The sequence below is a fragment of the Paenibacillus sp. FSL K6-3182 genome (assembly GCF_037976325.1).
Lineage (GTDB): Bacteria > Bacillota > Bacilli > Paenibacillales > Paenibacillaceae > Pristimantibacillus.
Genome location: NZ_CP150265.1, coordinates 5,725,787 through 5,742,474, shown reverse-complemented (window position 1 = coordinate 5,742,474; position 16,688 = coordinate 5,725,787). Strand labels below are relative to the sequence as shown.

Sequence of the window (16,688 nt, the reverse complement as noted above, 5' to 3'; positions counted from 1 at the left end):
GCATAAACAAGATTGGAGCTGACTTCACATGAAAGGTTCCAAGCCCCGTAACGTACTGCCGGGTTTTGGTTTGTCGCTTGGATTCACATTGTTTTACCTTAGCATTATTGTATTGATTCCGCTGACTGCCGTTTTTTTCAAAACGGCAGAGCTCAGCTGGTCGGAATTCTGGAGCACGGTTACGAATGCTCGTGTCGTTGCCTCTTATCGAGTCAGCTTTCTAACCGCATTTTTTGCCGGACTTGTAAATGCAGTATTTGGCCTATTAATCGCTTGGGTGCTCGTTCGTTATCAGTTTCCAGGCAAAAAAATCGTCGACAGTTTAGTGGATCTGCCATTTGCACTGCCAACTGCAGTGGCTGGCATTGCTTTAACTGCGATCTATGCACCGAATGGTTGGATTGGCTCATTGCTTGAACCGCTCGGCGTCAAGGTTGCTTACTCCCCGCTCGGTATCACCATCGCACTAATATTTATTGGACTTCCGTTTGTTGTTCGTACGGTACAGCCGGTGCTGCAGGATATGGAGAAAGAAACGGAAGAAGCGGCAGTTATGCTCGGAGCCTATCGTTTAAGAACCTTTTGGAAGGTCATCTTGCCTGAGCTGTTGCCAGCACTACTAACTGGTTTTGCTCTAGCATTTGCAAGAGGTATCGGAGAATATGGCTCGGTCGTGTTCATATCGGGCAATATGCCGCTGAAAACAGAAATAACTCCACTGCTCATCATGACGAAGCTGGAGCAATACGATTACGCTGGCGCTACTGCTATTGCACTCGTAATGCTCGTTGTATCCTTCCTGATGCTGCTAGTCATTAATTTACTGCAGTGGCGAATGAATCGCCGCACAGTATCAGACTAAGAAGGGAGCTCATACAAATGGCTGGAGCAATTACAGTACACACGAATGCAGAAGCTTCCAAACGTCCGAGGCATATTACAGAATCAGGTCCCGTCAAATGGCTGCTTATTATCATTGCGATGCTGTTTCTTGGATTAGTTGTCCTGCTGCCGCTGGCATCGGTATTTGTTGAAGCATTAAAAAAAGGTGTAGGCGTATACATTGATTCGATTACAGAGCCGGATGCTTTGTCAGCGCTTAAGCTCACGCTTATCGTTGCATTAATCGCAGTTCCTGTGAATACGGTCTTTGGTATTGCTGCGGCCTGGGCGATCAGTAAATTTCGCTTTCGCGGTAAAAATATTTTAATTACGTTAATCGATTTGCCGTTTGCTGTGTCGCCAGTCATTTCTGGATTGATCTATGTGCTGTTATTTGGCGCACAGGGCTTTTTTGGTCCTTGGCTCGATGAGCGTGGCATCCAAATTATATTTGCAGTTCCTGGAATCGTACTTGCAACCGTGTTTGTTACGGTCCCCTTTGTTGCTCGCGAGCTTATTCCGTTGATGCAAGCGCAGGGCGTCCAAGAAGAGGAAGCAGCTGCAAGCTTAGGCGCTAAAGGCTGGCAAATCTTTTGGAAGGTTACTTTGCCAAACATCAAGTGGGGACTATTGTATGGCGTTATTTTGTGTAACGCACGAGCAATGGGCGAGTTCGGCGCTGTATCTGTCGTATCCGGCCATATCCGCGGAGAAACGAATACGCTGCCGCTGCATATTGAGATTTTGTACAACGAATATCAATTTTCGGCCTCATTCGCCGTTGCTTCTTTGCTCGTCATGCTAGCGGTTGTAACGATGATCGTGAAGAGCATTGTAGAGTGGAAGTCTGGCACGCAGAAGCCAGCGGAGAAAGCTGAATAAATGACAATAATGGAGGGGTTTGAAATGGCAAAACCGCTAGAGTTAGATGCGCAATGGCTGGAGCGTATTTCTGAACAAGTAACGGGTCTTAATTATGGGCATGTAACGATCACTGTTCATGATGGAAGAATTGTACAGATCGACCGGACGGAAAGAACACGTTATGATGGTCCCTCTCAGAAGCAGCAGGTTCCGTCCGAATCTTCACAGCAATCGAAGCAGCGGGACAATTCATCAACGGGCGAAGCGCTTAGAATTGTGCAGTAGCTCCCTAATAGATTCGATAAATATACAACAAACCCAATGCCGCGCAGGCATTGGGTTTGTTGTATACTGGAAGAAAAGTATCCATAAGGAGAATATTAATGCCGGATTGGTCCTATCAGTCCTTGTTTCGACCTCTTTTATTCAGGCTTCCTTCTAGGCTTAGCAGAACACTGACTCTAAAAGCAATGGGTACGCTGAGCAGCATCCCAGGCGGTACTTTTGTTATTCGTACACTTGGGCATATGGAGCCATCACCTCACTTGGAGCAGAAGCTAGCAGGCATTCCCTTAACTACAAGTGTGGGATTGTCAGGCGGTCTAGATCCGCAAGGAGTGGCGCATAAAGCGCTGGCTCAGTTTGGATTTGGTTTTATCGAGCATGGTCCTATAACCGTCAAGCAAATTAAGAGTGATAAGCCTATAACGAATGACATCCTAAATGAAACCATTCGATATCCAGATTATTATGAAAACGACGGTGTAGAGCAGTATGCTGAGCGTATGGGAAAGCCAGGACATTCGTTGCCGCAGCTTGCGAGAATTGCTCCAATGCCGCATGCTTCTTGCGAGCAGGCTCTAATCGAGCTTAAAAGCATGCTGGTGCGGCTAAGTGCAGCGGGTGCGGTTGGTTTTTATGTTGATGTCCTGCATTCATCAAGGAGCCTCGAAGAAGCCCACACTATTTTGAAAGGTATAGCCGGATACGCTTCCGCACAACCGCATGCTAATAAACCTTTGTTTATTTATGTTCCGCCTGACTTTTCTAATGACAGCCTAATCTCGCTGATCCACGCAGCAGAGGGAGTTTGGAGAGGCGTGGTCATTGGAGAAGCAATCTGCGAAGATAACAACGAGGGCTATGGCGCAAGCGTGGGTAAAGAGGCCAAGGCGTTTACTTTGGCCAAAATAAAGCTGCTGCGAAAGGAATACTGTTCCCACTTGCTAATCAAAGCGGGCGGGGGCGTGCATGAGCCGCAGGATGCGTTAGATCTGCTGAAAGCAGGCGCTAACGCCGTTCTACTTCACAGCGGACTGATTTATGCAGGGCCTGGTCTGCCAAAACGGATTAATGAAGCTGTCATTTATGAGCAGGTCCGAGATCTTCCTGCGCAAGTGACTCCATCATTCTGGAAGCATTGGGGCTGGATGCTCCTGCTTGGAATCGGCATGATTATTGGCGGAATATTGTCATGGATTATTGCTGCGACTACGGTGCTGCTGTCCTATGATTTGAATTTTATAGACATGACGTTGGACGAGCTGAAGCACGTCAACCATCATCTGCTGCATTTTATGTCTCATGACCGAATTACGCTTTCCGGAACGATGATTACAATTGGAATATTGTATGTTCAGCTGGCTAGACATGGATTAAAGCATAGTCTGCACTGGGCTCGAACGGCTTTGATGACGTCTGGTATTGTTGGGTTTTTAAGCTTTTTCTTATTTCTTGGCTACGGTTATTTCGATCCGCTGCATGCGCTAGCTGCTGCTTTTTTGTTCCCGATGTTTCTGCTATCCATGCGCAAAAATCCGGATCAGCCCTATCGCTTGCCAGTTAATGTTCGTAATGATCGAATATGGCGTTTGGCGATGTATGGACAATTTTGTTTTGTCGTTTTGGGCTTCGCGCTGGCTGTAGGCGGTTTAACGATCGCAGGCGTTGGGATTACAGAGGTGTTCGTACAGTCGGATTTGGTTTATTTGAATACGACGCATAACGAGCTGAATGGGGCGAACTTGAAACTCATCCCGTTGATAGCCCATGATAGAGCAGGATTTGGCGGAGCGTTGTTCTGTGCTGCACTGGCCATTCTTATTATTGCGCTATGGGGAATCCAGCAGGGAACGCGCTGGATATGGTGGACGCTGCTGCTTGGCGGAGCACCGGGCTTCTATGCGGGCTTAAGTGTTCATCTATCCATCGGTTATATCGATTTTTTGCATCTTTCACCTGCGTTGTTTGCGTTATTGCTTTATATTCTCGGACTTATTTTCTTGTATCCTTATTTAATGAGAAAGTAACAAGTGTAGCGGAATTATATCTGATGTATCAGCCGCGTATCGTTGATAGGCAACAAAAAAAAGGAGCAGCGAGCTGCTCCTTTTTCTTATGAAATGATGAATTTCACGATTACAGCAACAGCGAAAATGACGGTCATTAAACCGAGCATGCCGCCAAAGCCGAAAACGACGTCCATCAAGTCATGGCGAGGCTCTTCGTTAAAATGCTCGCGCGGGTCTCTTACGTTTTCCATCGTTGACGTCCTCCTTGAAAAAGACCGATTGCGTAAGTAACAACCAATTTACGGTCGTCTTTATGTAGTATCGGTTTATTCAACTTATATTAGTATACTCAAACAGATAAACAGTTGTAAAGCCAGAACCGGTGACAATTGTAAAACAAAGTATAGCCGAGTTATGATAAAATATGAACAGAATCATATGGCAGTCGGAGGCGAGAGCATGGATCATCAGCAAACGGATCGGGAGCAGGCAGAGCAGCAGCTTGCAGAGGCAAAAGAGACGATACGGAACAAACTAGCTTTGCTCCCGGATCAATCAGGCTGTTACCTCATGAAAAACAGCGAAGGCGTCATCATTTATGTAGGCAAGGCAAAAGTGCTCAAAAATCGCGTGCGTTCTTATTTTAACGGCAGCCACAATGGCAAGACGCAGCGGCTCGTATCTGAAATTCGTGATTTTGAATTCATTGTAACCTCTAGCAATATGGAAGCACTCATTTTAGAATGCAACTTAATTAAACAATACCATCCAAGATATAACGTCCTGTTAAAGGATGATAAAACGTTCCCCTATATCAAAATTACGAACGAGAAACATCCGAAGCTCGAGGTCACAAGACGTATCATTAAAGACAAGGGCAAGTACTTTGGCCCTTATCCGAATGCTTATGCCGCTCAGCAGACAAAGAAGCTTCTGGACCGGCTATATCCGCTTCGCAAGTGTAAGACACTCCCAGATAAGGTGTGCTTGTATTATCATCTAGGACAATGTATTGCACCGTGTGAATTTGATGTGCAGCAGAGCGAATACGATCGGATGATTCAAGAAATTTCAAAGTTTTTGAACGGCGGTCAAGATGTCGTGAAAAATGAGCTGCAGCGCAAGATGGAGGAAGCAGCCGAGAAGCTCGAATTTGAACGGGCGAAGGAGCTTAGGGATCAGCTGATTGCAATCGATGCGGTCATGGAGAAGCAGAAGATTACGATGTCCGATGCGCTTGACCGTGATATTTTTGGTTTTGCAGTAGATAAGGGCTGGATGTGCGTTCAAATATTGTACATGCGCCAGGGTAAGCTCATTGAGCGGCACGGCACAACTTTTCCTTATTACGGGGAAGAGTATGATGATTTCATGACATTCGTTACGCAGTATTATAGCGATAATCCGGCATTGCCTAAGCAAATCCTGCTGCCAATACCGCCTGAGCTGGAAGCGGTGGAATCAGCGGGCGGAGTGGCAGCAGTTGATGAGGCAGCAGCTACGCACGCTGACGATGTCATTGCATCCTTGCACAGCTGGCTGAAGGTTAAGGTGCTTATGCCGCAGCGCGGACGCAAGAGCGAGGTCGTAACGATGGCTATCGATAATGCAAGGGTGATGCTGGACGAGAAATTCAGGCTCATCGAACGAGATGAGGAACGAAGCGTTAAAGCGTCAGAGTCGCTTGCAGGCTGGCTAGGGCTGGATGAAGTACGCCGAATCGAGGCATTTGATAACTCCAATATTCAGGGGACGAATCCCGTTTCGGCTATGGTTGTCTTTACGGACGGCAAGCCAGACCGCAAGGAATACCGCAAATACAAGGTGAAGACAGTACAAGGTCCAGATGATTACGAAACGATGCGCGAGGTCATACGGCGCCGCTACGAGCGTGTGGTGAAAGAGGAATTAGCTCCGCCGGACCTGATTGTAGTCGATGGGGGCAAAGGGCAAATATCTGCGGCGCTCGACGTGCTTGAGAATGAGCTTGGGTTGTACATTCCCGTTTGCGGTCTTGTGAAGGATGCGAAGCATAAGACAGCGCAGCTTATGACTGGAGATCCAGCTGAGATTGTTCCTTTGCCAAGGGACAGCCAGGAGTTTTATTTGCTGCAGCGCATTCAAGATGAGGTGCATCGCTTTGCGATTACATTCCACCGCGAGCAGCGCGCCAAGTCCATGGTGGAGTCGAAGCTTGATTCGATTCCGGGCATTGGCGAGAAACGACGCAAGCTGCTGCTCAAGCATTTTGGCTCGATCAAAAAAATAAAAGAGGCCTCAGTCGAAGACTTTCGGCCTCTATCTATTGGTGATAAATTAGCTTCGCAAATTATAGCTGCTCTAGGGGAGGAGTCGTCGTCATAGACGGCTTCTTCTCTTTTTTGTGACTTAAATATTTTAGAACAAATGCAATCAGTACCGGCAGCACGGAGAAGAAAATAGCTGAGATTATGTTCGGTGCTGTTCCAATAGTGAGCAAGGATAGGCCAACTGCAACGCTGTTGAAGATGGCATGGGTGAACATGGCTGTAATGAAGCCGTATCTGACGAAGATAAAGCTGAACAACAGTCCGATAATCATCAGCTCAAACAGTCTCGTCGTGGACGGATAAAAAGGATACATCACATGGCCCAGCGCCCAGAAGAAGGTAGGCAGCAGTGCTGCGGCAAACGTGTTTTTAAACCACCTGCGAAATAGTCCAATACCGAAGAAGCGGAATACGGCTTCTTCGCCAATTGCGGCAGCCCAAGCAAGCACGGGCATCAGCCAAAGAATGCCCATATTGTATGGGGATTGTGAGGCATCTGATGTTTCCCAAGTGCCAATGGACAGCTTCAAGGCGATAAAGATAACCGATTGAATTGCGAATAGGATGATCGCGAATAAATAGGACAAGCCCACGCTGCGCCAAACATAATCGCCATACCCTCTCTGACCGAAGCGCGGCCATAAAGCGCGGCCCTGCGCCTTCCAGAGGCCGTCTCCGGCAACGATGGATACATAAATGGAACCTGCCATTGGAATCGCTAGCAGAACACTTACGATGGCAGTGATCGAAACGGTAGCGCCTGCCATATCCGTCTCGCCGAGCGTAGCCCGGATACCATCCAGAACGTTTAAATTCATGATCGTATAAGTAATTAAATAAATGATCGTTAATACGATTCCGTATTTAAAGGATGTATGTTTTCGATACAAAACGGAGTAAATAATAGCTAAGACGAATAAAACGAAGCTCATGAACAGATAACCGATAGAGGTAAGGTATCCAGCTATTTTATCTTGTTTCTTTACATAGTTTATGTAATCGGATGGAGCCTCGAATATCGGTTTATATTTAGTAATGATCGTACGGTCATTCACGACAAGAGCGTTAACCAATACGTTAAGATGAGCATTTTTAATGGAATAACCTGCAGGAGGCTTAGGCTGCCAGTCGCCATTAGGCAATATTTGACCGCCTATGAATTCAGTACCGCTGAAATTTCCTGCAGTTAGGAAGGCAATAGCTTCTTTTGCTTTATCTGCATCTGATAGCTGTTCCCCCTCAAGCTTCAAGTTCCAAGCTACGACTTTCCCGCTATGCATATGTAGATAAACATATCCGCTGCCGCCGCTTGCGAATTTAAGATCAACCTGAAACGTATCTGTAGGAAACCTAGGGTCATATTTATCCGTATATGCTTTGACTAGCTCATATTTAGATAAGTAGCCATTCATAATTTTATCGGTTTGATGTACGGCTTTAGCCGATTTCACCTTCAAGCCTGTTTCTTTTTCAACAAATGCAGACGCCTTATCCTCCGCCGCTGATTTCGTTATGACCTTGGTATTCATTTCGCCAGATGAGATAGCCGTAATCATGGGAACGATTTGTACGGCCCCATAAATAATAAAGCAAGCAACTGCTGCCCATATAAATCGTTTCCATTCATTGGGTTTAATAGAATCAATCATAGTTTCACCTCAACTGTCTTCATAATAAATAGCTCATTTTATTACCTTAACATATGAATCCCTAAATTATCCAATGAAAATGACCGTTTGTTTTCAAAAAAATGCGAAATAACGATGTCCAGCAAGCTAGCTATGTGCTGGTTCGTCCCATTGCCCTAATTTGAGCTAATATCGTCCTGTTTGTCATAAACGTCACCTTTATATCAGGAGTGCTTAGGGATTATAATCGTTATCGTCATACTAATTGCATAGCATAGCCGAATTTCCTAAGGAAATCGGGGGAACCATAAAGTTGTCTAAATGGATGAACCTGCTGAAAGCAAAGCAGTTTAACATTAGATAGCATGGGGTGAATTTTAGCGGTGAAGCATCGTCTTCTTCCGCTGAATAGGGCTGCCTGTCCAGGCCCGAATCCGTCAGCTAACCTCGAAGGCGTATTGGAACAGGACTCATCGCACGAGCACTTGAGTTTCCAGTGCTTTTTTTTATGCTTAAAAACAAAAATGACAATATGACATAATCAAAAAGAAGGGAAATGGATGAAGGTTAGTTGGAATGTTTTGAAGTGGTCACCCCCGCGTATTTTGGTAAGTGGATTCGCTCTTATTATATTGCTGGGTGCCTTATTATTATCCATGCCTTTTGCATCGGTAAGCGGTGAGAGATTGCCTTTTATAGATGCGCTGTTTACGGCAACTTCGGCAACCTGTGTAACAGGGTTAGTTGTCGTTGATACTGGAACTTATTTCTCTATATGGGGTCAAATCATATTAATGTGCCTGTTCCAGCTTGGTGGACTCGGATTTATGACGATGGCGACGCTGGTAGCGCTCGTACTTCGCAAGAGGATTTCGCTGCGTGAGCGGCTTTTGCTGCAGGAATCCATGAACCAGTCGAGCATGGAAGGCATCGTGCGTTTGATTAGACGCGTTATTGTGTATTCATTGACAATAGAGCTTATTGGCGCTGCGTTGTTTGCTTCGAGGTTTGCATTTGATATGCCGCTGGGCAAAGCGATTTATTTTGGAGCCTTTCATGCGGTTTCATTGTTTAACAATGCTGGTTTTGATATTTTTGGGAACTATCGCAGCTTGACCTTATACGTATCTGATCCAGTCGTCAATATTGCAGCTATGATGCTGATCATATCGGGTGGACTCGGCTTTGTTGTTATGTCGGACCTGATGGAGTTCCGCAAAAACCGCAAGCTGTCACTGCACAGTAAGGTCGTGCTATCTATGACAGGAACGCTTATTGCAGTAGGGACACTCGTCATATTTATTTTTGAATTCTCGAATTCGAAGACACTGGGCTCTCTGGACTGGGGCGGGAAAATTTTGTCTTCGTTCTTCCAGTCGGTAACGCCGCGGACGGCAGGAGCCAATACGCTTGATTATACGGCTATTCGGCAAGCGACGATGTTTTTCACCATTATATTAATGTTTATTGGCGCCTCGCCCGGCTCGACGGGCGGCGGCATCAAAACAACAACCTTTGCAACGTTGGTCGGCGCTGTATTTGCAATGATTAGAGGACGAGAGGACATCGTTCTTTTCCGTTACAGATTAGGCAAAGACAGAATTTTTAAAGCACTCACGATTACTTTGATCTCTTTATCGCTTGTCATTATTGTAACGATGATCTTGTCGATGACGGAGGATCAAGCTTTTATAAAGCTATTGTTTGAAGCGACATCAGCATTTGGAACAGTAGGATTATCCGTTGGTGTTACGCCAGAGCTGAGCCTTGTTGGGAAAATAGTCATTGCATTAACCATGTTTGCCGGAAGACTTGGACCCCTGACGCTCGCATACGCGCTTGGGCCTCGTACAGAGAAAGAGCTTTATCGGCATCCAGAGGGCAAAATTACGATTGGATAGGAGACTTTGCAAGTGGGAATTAAAAAGAAACAATTTGTCATCATCGGCTTAGGGAGATTTGGTTCGAGCTTAGGGCGCGAACTCGTCCAGCTTGGCCATGAGGTGCTTGGAATAGATAAGGATGAGGAAGCCGTTCAGGACATGAGCGGTATTCTAACCTATGCTGTATCAGCTGATTGTACGGATGAAGAAGCGCTGCGCTCCTTGGGTGTAAGAAACTTTGATTGCGGAGTTGTCGCGATTGGCGATGACATTCAATCCAGCATTTTGACAACCATACTGCTTAAGGATTTGGAAGTGAAGCAAGTTGTAGCGAAAGCTTTGACTGAACTGCATGGCCGGGTGCTTGAGAAAATCGGTGTCGACCGCGTGGTCTATCCTGAGCGCGATATGGGTATTCGAGTTGCGCATCAGCTAGTATCCCCAAATCTATTAGATTATATCGAGCTTTCCAAAGAGTATACGATCGCCGAGCTTGCTGTACCGCAATGCTTGGATGGCAAGTCATTGCATGATCTTAATCCGCGAGCTAGATTTGGATGCAGCATCGTAGCCATAAATAAGCCCAATGGCATCATTATTGCACCGACAGCAACGGATGTCCTTTCACTTCGTGATGTCATGGTTATTATAGGAACAAATGAGCAAATAGAAGACTTCGAAGCATCCGTTATCCGTTAATTTTTTTATGTAGTGGAAGAGGCTTATCATTAGAAAAGGCAGATTAGGCTGAAATGGATTTGGAAGTGTAATATTGGAAATGCTGAAGGACAGCAGCTATTTTAAAAGCTGCTGTCCTTTTTGCTGGGGAAGCCTGCTGCAAGCTCGTTGATCCAAAGGCGAACGGACGGGCTGAGGGCGGCCGAGTCCGCATGAATGAGCGAGGTGGTACGTTTTGTATCTTCAAGTTCTCGAATGGGAATGACGGTAAGATCATTGTCTTCAAGCAGTTGATTGCGCATATACGATTGAGGCAGGAGCGTCGCAGCACGGCAAGTATGCAGCAACCGAAGGATAGCTTCAAACGAATCAATTTCCATTCGCACATCCGGCTGAAGATGATATTTGTCAAACAGCTCGTCGGTCAACAACCTGTACCAAGTGCCTTTGGAGAACAAGATCATCGGCATGCCGGTCACATCCTGTATACCCAGCGTGCCTTTATCGGTAATAACCTGATTGCGAGGCACCACGAGCGATAGATGATCCTCAAACAGCGGAATGCACCGCAGCGTTGAATCTTCAATACTAGAGGCGACAATGCCGATATCGGCTTTGTGATCTCGCACGAGCGATACGATTTCATGCGTCTTGCCGGTAATCGCTTTAATGTCGATCTCCGGATGGGTAGAAGTTAAGCTTTGAATGAGATCGGGCAAAGTCGTTTGAAGCGTCGTCAAGCTTGCGCCAATGGTAAGGGTCGTATGTCCAGCCGAGGTGAACTCAGAGACGGTTTGCAAATATTTGCGATGAAGCTGGCGAAGCTCCAAAGCATATTCATAGGTCAATTGCCCAATTCGAGTAAGCTCCAGCCGTTTTCCGATGCGATGAAACAAAGGAGAGCCTAGGTCCTGCTCAAGCTTGGCAATTTTGCGAGACAGTGCAGGCTGAGACAGGTTTAGTAAGGCGGAAGCCTTGTTCATACTGGACTGTTCCACAATAACGGTAAAGACATGCATCTCTTCATTCATGAATGAAACCCCTTATGTCATTTTGTTATAAGAAATTATAAAAAATAAGCAATTCCATTATAAGCTTAAAAGGAGTAGGATGGGAAGTGTGGCTAATATGTGTCGAGTTTTGTTGACGGACATACATGCTGGGGTTACAATGTAGAATGATTTGCCAAGCGTAAACTGCTGATGACAACCATTGGCTGCACAGCACCTCGTTTGCGCTGGAATATAAGCAATGTATAAAGGGGAAACCGATACATTCTTATATTTTAAGAAAAAGCATGCTAGCACTCACAGTTTTGAAAGGAGAAGGAATGACATGAAAGGAAATTCGTATTTCTCGCGCAAGCTTCACTCGCTTCTCGGGATCATTCCACTCGGCGGATTTATCGTCGTGCATGGTCTGACTAACTACCAGGCGTTTGAACGCGGGCCTGAAGGCTTTGACAAAGGCGTAACTCTCATTAACAGCATGCCCGTGCTGCCGCTGCTCGAGATTTTCGGCATTTACCTCCCGCTATTGTTTCATGGTATTTACGGCTTGTATGTCGCTTACCAATCGAACACGAATACGGGGCGTTTTAAGTACGGCCGGAACTGGGCATTTACCGCACAACGGATTACAGGGGTAATTACTTTTGTATTCGTTTTCTGGCACGTATTCCAAACTCGGATTCAAGTTTATCTCGGCAACATCACGCATGAGGAACTGGGATCAACGATGAATCAGATTGCGAGCAACCCTACTTACTTCGTACTTTATGTTATTGGTGTATTAGCAGCTGTTTTCCACTTCAGCAACGGCCTTTGGGCGTTTCTGATCAGCTGGGGCATTACGATTGGCCCGAAAGCTCAACGCATCTCTTCATATATTTGCATGGGCGTTTTTGTAGTCGTATCAGCATTGTTTATTCTTTCGCTTATTGCGTTCAGCGGAGATCAATTCAAAGAAGCTGCAAGTGCTGCATTGGCACTTACGAATATCGGTTAGTTTGTAGACAAGGAGCGAAACGTTATGGCTAAAAATAAAATTATCATCGTAGGCGGCGGTCTTGCAGGCTTGATGGCTACCATCAAAGCAGCAGAAGCTGGCGTTCACGTTGATCTGTTTTCACTAGTACCGGTCAAACGTTCCCACTCAGTATGTGCACAGGGCGGCATCAATGGCGCTGTTAATACAAAAGGAGAAGGCGATTCTCCATGGGAGCATTTCGACGATACCGTATACGGCGGAGATTTCCTCGCCAACCAACCGCCAGTTAAAGCAATGTGTGATGCGGCACCAGGCATCATTCACTTGATGGACCGGATGGGCGTTATGTTCAGCCGTACATCTGAAGGCTTGCTGGATTTCCGTCGCTTCGGCGGCACGAAGCATTCCCGTACAGCATTTGCAGGCGCAACGACAGGTCAACAGCTGCTTTATGCACTGGATGAGCAAGTTCGCCGCTGGGAAGCAGCTGGACTAGTTAACAAATTCGAGCACTGGGAATTCCTTGGCGCTGTTGTTGACGATGACGGCATTTGCCGCGGTGTTTCAGCACAGGATCTTCGCTCGATGGAAGTTCACACGGTTCGTGCAGATGCAGTTATTCTTGCATCAGGCGGTCCTGGTATTATTTTCGGCAAAACAACGAACTCTGTTATCAACACCGGCACAGCTGCCAGCGCAGTTTACCAGCAGGGCGTTAACTACGCAAACGGCGAGTTCATTCAAATTCACCCAACAGCTATTCCAGGCGATGACAAGCTCCGCTTGATGTCGGAATCAGCGCGTGGTGAAGGCGGACGGATTTGGACGTACAAAGACGGTAAGCCTTGGTACTTCCTAGAAGAAAAATACCCAGCTTACGGAAACCTTGTTCCTCGTGATATTGCGACTCGTGAAATTTTCAGCGTGTGCGTAGATCAGAAGCTTGGTATCAACCAAGAAAACATGGTTTACCTTGATTTGTCTCACAAAGATCCGAAGGAGCTTGATGTTAAGCTCGGCGGTATCATTGAAATCTATGAGAAATTCATGGGCGACGATCCACGGAAAATCCCGATGAAAATCTTCCCAGCGGTTCACTATTCAATGGGCGGCATGTGGGTTGACTACAATCAAATGACAAACATTCCTGGTCTGTTTGCAGCCGGTGAGTGCGAGTATCAATACCATGGTGCGAATCGACTTGGCGCGAACTCTTTGCTATCCGCTATTTACGGCGGTATGGTAGCTGGACCAAAAGCTGTTGAGTATATCAAAGGCTTGAAGAAATCAGCTGAAGATGTAGCTTCCTCCGTATTTGACCGCGAGAACAAGCGTCAAACGGACAAGTACAACAGCATCGTAAATATGAAGGGTACTGAAAATGCATATGTCATTCACAAAGAGCTAGGCGAATGGATGACGAACAATATGACGGTAGTTCGCTTTAATGACAAGCTGGAGCAAACGATCCACAAGATCAAAGAGCTGAAGCAGCGTTATGCGAATATCAACATTAACGATACAGCGCAATGGAACAATGCAGGCGTAGCCTTTACTCGTCAGCTTTGGAACATGCTTGAGCTCTCTGAAGCGATGACGCTAGGCGCATTGCTGCGCAACGAAAGCCGCGGCGCTCATTATAAACCAGACTTCCAAGAACGCGACGACGAGCATTTCATGAAATCGACGATTGCGAAATGGACGAAGGAAGGTCCACAAATTTCTTACGAGGATATCGACGTAAGCTTGATCAAGCCGCGTAAACGTGATTACTCGAGCGACAAGAAGAAAGGAGAATAATGATGGCTGAAACGACTGTAGCTACAAAATCGGTTAAGTTTATCATCACTCGCCAAGATACTCCTGATTCCAAACCATATACGGAAGAGTTTGAAATTCCTTACCGCGCTAATATGAACGTTATTAGCGGCCTGATGGAAATTCAACGTAATCCGAAAAAGGCAGACGGCGCAAGCACGGCTCCTGTATGCTGGGATTCCAACTGCTTGGAAGAAGTATGCGGCGCATGCTCAATGGTCATCAACGGCAAGCCTCGTCAAGCGTGCAGCGCTTTGATCGATAAGCTTGAGCAGCCGATTCGTCTTGAACCAATGAAAACATTCCCAGTAGTTCGTGACCTTGTTATTAACCGTGAGCGGATGTTTGGCGCCTTGAAACGCGTTAAGGCATGGATTCCAATCGACGGAACGTATGATCTGGGTCCTGGACCGCGGATGGCAGAAACGAAGCGTCAATGGGCTTATGAGCTTTCCAAATGTATGACTTGCGGTGTTTGCCTTGAAGCGTGCCCGAACGTAAATGATCGGAATAGCTTCATCGGTCCTGCTGCAATTTCACAGGTTCGTTTGTTTAATGCTCATCCAACAGGTGAGATGAACAAGGAAGAACGTCTGGATGCACTTATGACAGATGGCGGCATCGAAGGCTGCGGCAACTCGCAAAACTGTGTTCGCGCATGTCCGAAGGGCATTCCGCTTACGACTTCAATCGCAGCAATCAATAAAGATACAACCAAACATCTATTCAAAAAATGGCTTGGCATGTAGTCCAATTGATTTATAGGAAACCCTCGATCTGATCGGGGGTTTTTTATTTGCATATTGTGATATTGATTATTATTATCAATGATAGTAGATAAATAATCCTTTGTCAATTCCTGATAAAAGAAGAGAAGGCAATAAAAAAAACCGCCTAAGCGGTTTTTTATCTTACATCCATTGTTCGCCCCAAGTTTGAATGGACTCAATGACTGGCTGAAGCTCCCTGCCTTTGTCGGTTAGCTCATATTCAATACGTACAGGCATTTCTGGATAAACTTGACGTTTAATAATCGTTAATGTTTCAAGCTCTTTCATCCGGTCCGTTAGCATTTTGTCGCTCATTTCGGGAATTTGTTCCTTAATCTCTTTGAACCTTTTTGGTCCTCCAAGCAATACCCGAATAATTCTGCCAGTCCACTTCTTGCCTAAAATGTCGGCTGCGGCTTCATACTTTGGGCACATTGTCGAATAATCCAACCGTATCACCCCGCTTTTTGTAATACTATTGTACCATACGAACAAACTAAAAGTAAGTTAATTTCAGTGGGAATGCGATTGTTTGATCGTATATTATATTTACTATATTAAAGTTAGGAAAATACAGGAAAAGCGTTCGCGAATTACAATCGAATAACAATCAACCCAAGAATGGTACAAGCAAAGGCTGTCCACTGAAGGATCGTCAACTTCTCTTTATAAAATATAATAGCGCCAGCTGCTACGACAAGACTGTTCGTAGCAAAGATAGGCGCTGCAAGATTCGCTTGTCCGGTAGCAATAGCGACTGCATAAAGCTGCAATCCACCGTATGAGAACAGACCCGCAACAATACCGAGCCAAAGTCCAGTTCGCTCTGAGGTGCGTGCAGCGGTCGTTTTGACCGGGATGAGAAACCAGCAGAGAGAGAGGGCATAAGCAATGAACAGGATCGGGGCGCTAGGAAGATCCAATTCATCGGTGACTTTTAATCCACCATTGCGCAGCGCAAATAGCACGACTGCCAAAAAGACGAGAATGAACCATCTTTTTTCTGTAATCGTGAGCGGTTCCTTTCGTTTATGAGCAATAAAGACGACAGCAAGCAGAAGCAGAGTTATGCCTATTGCCTCCGAAGCGCTGAGCGGCTCGTTGTACCACAAGGTCGCTAAAGCGACAACTAAGATAATGTTCATATTCGTTAGGGGAGAGGTCAAGCTGGCGGGTCCAAAATGCAATGCTTTCATAAACAAAGCGTTTCCCCATGCTGAGCCTGCTCCTATTATGATGCCTGCAATCCATACCCTCGGATCAGCAAGAAAGAAAAACGTTCCTTCAAGCGCCGCATGCACCCCAAAACCTAACGTTCCAGAAGCATACAATCCGAGCAGCAGCGTTCTTGTAGAGCCGCCCCGCATTTGTGATACTTTCATCCACCAGCCTGCTAGTCCAAATAAAACAGCGCTGCTGATGGCTGTAATGAGCCACATCGTTTTCCAACCCCTCAAATTTGTTACACAAATGAAATAGTTCTGTTATCGTCTCATTACATTAGTGGGCTATTATAATAAACAAGACCCCCTTTTTAATATATCCTTTTGGGACCTGCGACGTGCAGGTCCACTTT

At 46.0% G+C, this 16,688-nt stretch carries 15 protein-coding genes and 1 riboswitch; of the genes, 10 read left to right on the top strand and 5 right to left on the bottom strand.

Translation table 11 applies throughout. The annotated features are described in order from the left end of the window. Positions 1-28: 28 nt before the first annotated feature. The 4 genes from cysT (at position 29) to MHH56_RS25245 (ending at position 4,055) form a co-directional block, all read left to right on the top strand. Positions 29-862 carry a sulfate ABC transporter permease subunit CysT gene (gene cysT / locus MHH56_RS25260; RefSeq protein ID WP_076267571.1) on the top strand — a complete coding sequence of 278 codons (834 nt, stop codon included), beginning with the start codon at positions 29-31 and terminating at the stop codon, positions 860-862. Positions 863-879: 17 nt separating this feature from the next. After that, positions 880-1,764, top strand: a complete 885-nt coding sequence (gene cysW, locus MHH56_RS25255) for a sulfate ABC transporter permease subunit CysW (RefSeq protein ID WP_339204419.1) — start codon at positions 880-882, stop codon at positions 1,762-1,764. Between the two features lie 24 nt (positions 1,765-1,788). After that, entirely contained in the window at positions 1,789-2,031 is a 243-nt protein-coding gene (locus tag MHH56_RS25250) for a YezD family protein (RefSeq protein WP_076267573.1), read from the top strand. Between the two features lie 98 nt (positions 2,032-2,129). Further along, a complete protein-coding gene (locus MHH56_RS25245) occupies positions 2,130-4,055 on the top strand; it encodes a hypothetical protein (protein WP_339204417.1) in 1,926 nt (641 codons plus the stop codon). Positions 4,056-4,141: 86 nt separating this feature from the next. Here MHH56_RS25245 and MHH56_RS25240 read toward each other — a convergent pair whose 3' ends face one another. Further along, the gene (locus MHH56_RS25240; RefSeq protein WP_144376731.1) at positions 4,142-4,288 is read right to left on the bottom strand and encodes a YqzM family protein; all 147 of its coding nucleotides are present in this window, start codon (positions 4,286-4,288) and stop codon (positions 4,142-4,144) included. A 208-nt stretch (positions 4,289-4,496) separates the two neighbouring features. Here MHH56_RS25240 and uvrC point away from each other — a divergent pair, with 208 nt between their 5' ends. Continuing rightward, positions 4,497-6,401 carry an excinuclease ABC subunit UvrC gene (gene uvrC / locus MHH56_RS25235; RefSeq protein ID WP_339204416.1) on the top strand — a complete coding sequence of 635 codons (1,905 nt, stop codon included), beginning with the start codon at positions 4,497-4,499 and terminating at the stop codon, positions 6,399-6,401. Here uvrC and MHH56_RS25230 read toward each other — a convergent pair. After that, positions 6,367-7,995 (bottom strand): CPBP family intramembrane glutamic endopeptidase, encoded by a 1,629-nt coding sequence (locus MHH56_RS25230; protein ID WP_339204415.1) that lies wholly within the window; start codon positions 7,993-7,995, stop codon positions 6,367-6,369. The two genes, uvrC and MHH56_RS25230, sit on opposite strands and share 35 nt — an antisense overlap. A gap of 245 nt (positions 7,996-8,240) precedes the next feature. Next, a riboswitch (cyclic di-AMP (ydaO/yuaA leader) is annotated at positions 8,241-8,445 on the top strand. A gap of 89 nt (positions 8,446-8,534) precedes the next feature. On the opposite strand from MHH56_RS25230, the gene MHH56_RS25225 reads away from it, so the two are divergent. Beyond that, positions 8,535-9,875 (top strand): TrkH family potassium uptake protein, encoded by a 1,341-nt coding sequence (locus MHH56_RS25225; RefSeq protein WP_339204413.1) that lies wholly within the window; start codon positions 8,535-8,537, stop codon positions 9,873-9,875. Positions 9,876-9,893: 18 nt separating this feature from the next. Beyond that, positions 9,894-10,556 carry a TrkA family potassium uptake protein gene (locus tag MHH56_RS25220; protein ID WP_076267751.1) on the top strand — a complete coding sequence of 221 codons (663 nt, stop codon included), beginning with the start codon at positions 9,894-9,896 and terminating at the stop codon, positions 10,554-10,556. A 101-nt stretch (positions 10,557-10,657) separates the two neighbouring features. Here MHH56_RS25220 and MHH56_RS25215 read toward each other — a convergent pair whose 3' ends face one another. Further along, complete coding sequence (locus tag MHH56_RS25215; RefSeq protein WP_076267578.1) at positions 10,658-11,566, bottom strand: LysR family transcriptional regulator; 909 nt, start codon at positions 11,564-11,566, stop codon at positions 10,658-10,660. A 304-nt stretch (positions 11,567-11,870) separates the two neighbouring features. On the opposite strand from MHH56_RS25215, the gene MHH56_RS25210 reads away from it, so the two are divergent. From MHH56_RS25210 to sdhB, 3 genes are read left to right on the top strand one after another with little or no spacing between them, the layout of a single operon-like run. Then, the gene (locus tag MHH56_RS25210; RefSeq protein WP_339204410.1) at positions 11,871-12,542 is read left to right on the top strand and encodes a succinate dehydrogenase cytochrome b558 subunit; all 672 of its coding nucleotides are present in this window, start codon (positions 11,871-11,873) and stop codon (positions 12,540-12,542) included. Positions 12,543-12,566: 24 nt separating this feature from the next. Next, complete coding sequence (sdhA, locus tag MHH56_RS25205; protein ID WP_076267580.1) at positions 12,567-14,324, top strand: succinate dehydrogenase flavoprotein subunit; 1,758 nt, start codon at positions 12,567-12,569, stop codon at positions 14,322-14,324. A 2-nt stretch (positions 14,325-14,326) separates the two neighbouring features. Next, positions 14,327-15,091: a succinate dehydrogenase iron-sulfur subunit gene (sdhB, locus tag MHH56_RS25200; protein ID WP_076267581.1), complete on the top strand. Its 765-nt coding sequence runs from the start codon at positions 14,327-14,329 to the stop codon at positions 15,089-15,091. A 162-nt stretch (positions 15,092-15,253) separates the two neighbouring features. Here sdhB and MHH56_RS25195 read toward each other — a convergent pair whose 3' ends face one another. Together MHH56_RS25195 and MHH56_RS25190 are read right to left on the bottom strand one after the other, a co-directional pair. Continuing rightward, the gene (locus MHH56_RS25195) at positions 15,254-15,562 is read right to left on the bottom strand and encodes a helix-turn-helix domain-containing protein (protein WP_076267582.1); all 309 of its coding nucleotides are present in this window, start codon (positions 15,560-15,562) and stop codon (positions 15,254-15,256) included. A 143-nt stretch (positions 15,563-15,705) separates the two neighbouring features. After that, positions 15,706-16,551: a DMT family transporter gene (locus MHH56_RS25190; RefSeq protein WP_339204407.1), complete on the bottom strand. Its 846-nt coding sequence runs from the start codon at positions 16,549-16,551 to the stop codon at positions 15,706-15,708. Between the last annotated feature and the right edge of the window lie 137 nt (positions 16,552-16,688).